General features: G+C 74.2%; 1 protein-coding gene. It reads right to left on the bottom strand.

What is annotated here, in order from left to right; translation table 11 throughout:
* Positions 1 to 1,468 (bottom strand): Pls/PosA family non-ribosomal peptide synthetase (locus B277_RS15460; RefSeq protein WP_007930030.1); only part of this gene is annotated, 1,468 nt, incomplete at both ends.

Raw genomic sequence — 1,468 nt, 5'->3', positions numbered from 1 at the left:
TCTCCCAGGGACCGATGGGGTTGCCGATCCACCGCGTGCGTGACGGTACGCCCTCGCCGCGCATGACGAGGGAGACGGGTCCGACCGTCGCGTCCCGGCCGAGGCTGGACGAAGGGAGGATGACGCTGTTGGGGCCGAGGGTCGCGCCCGCGCCCAGCACGACGCGGTCCATCTGGAGGACCCGGTCGTGGAAGAGGTGGGTCTGCACGACGCAGCCGTGGTTGACGGTGGCGCCGTCGCCGAGCTCGACGAGGTCGCTCTCGGGGAGCCAGTAGGTGTCGCACCAGACGCCTTCGCCGATCCGGCTGCCCATGAGGCGCAGCCAGGCGTTGAGCGCGGGCGTGCCGACGGTGATCTGGGCGAACCACGGCGCGGCGAGCACCTCGGTGAAGGTGTCGGCGAGCTCGTTGCGCCACACGAAGGAGGTCCACAGCTCGTGGTCGCCCTCGCGGTGGCGGCCGACGAGGACCCACTTGGCGACGAGGGTGAGGCCTGCCGCGAGGTGCCCGGCGACGAGGAGCACGGGGCCGGCGAGGAGCACCGCGGCCCAGACCGACCGGTCGAGCAAGGCGAGCAGGGTCAGCCCGACGGCGAGGTGCAGGGCCACGCCGCACAGCAGGGGCACGACGCGGCAGAGCTCGACGAGCGAGCGCAGCACCTTGAGCCGGGTCGGCGGGTCGTAGGTGCGGCTGGAGTCCATGTCGTCCGCGGTGCGGCGCAGCTTGCGCGGGGGCGAGCCGATGTAGGAGTCGCCGGCCTTGGCCTTGCCCCGCTGCGGCGCCGCGGAGAGCACGGCGACGAGCGAGCGCTTGGGCACCCGCCGGCCGGGGGCGAGCATGCCCGAGTTGCCGACGAAGGCCCGCTTGCCGACCTTGACCCGCTCGACGCGGATCCAGCCGCCACCGAGCTCGTAGGACCCGACGAGGGTGTCGTCGGCGAGGAAGGCGTGGTCGTTGACGCGCACCAGCTTGGGGATGAGCAGGACCGTGGAGGCCTCGACGCCTTCACCGACGCGGGCGCCGAGCAGCCGCAGCCAGGTCGGGGTGAAGGCGCTGGAGTAGATGGGGAAGAGCCAGTCGCGGGCGTGGTCGAGCAGGCGCACCGTGTAGAGGATCGACAGTCCCTCGGCCGAGCGGACGGGGAAGTGCCCCGGCTCGATCCGGGTCGCGAGCAGTCGGGTCAGTCCGATGACGAGGAGGGCGAGGGTGAGGTAGCCGACGAGGGCGGCCAGCGGCAGCCACGGCAGCGCGGCCCGCACGGCGTCGCCGAGCGAGTCGGCGCCGGAGAGCGCCGGCCACAGGACGGCCGCCCCCGCGAGGGTGGCGATGCCGGGCAGGCTGGCGACGAGCACGGCGACGACCCCCATGCAGACGAGCCACCGACGCGGCGCGGGTGCCTCCTGGCTCGACCACGGGCCCCCGGGGCGGGCGCCCGGCGCTCGGCGGGCGAGCCGGACCAGGCCTCCCCC

The organism is Janibacter hoylei PVAS-1 (genome assembly GCF_000297495.1).
GTDB lineage: Bacteria > Actinomycetota > Actinomycetes > Actinomycetales > Dermatophilaceae > Janibacter > Janibacter hoylei.
Note: the sequence above shows the minus strand (reverse complement) of the source record. Positions and strands in the feature narration are given on the sequence as shown.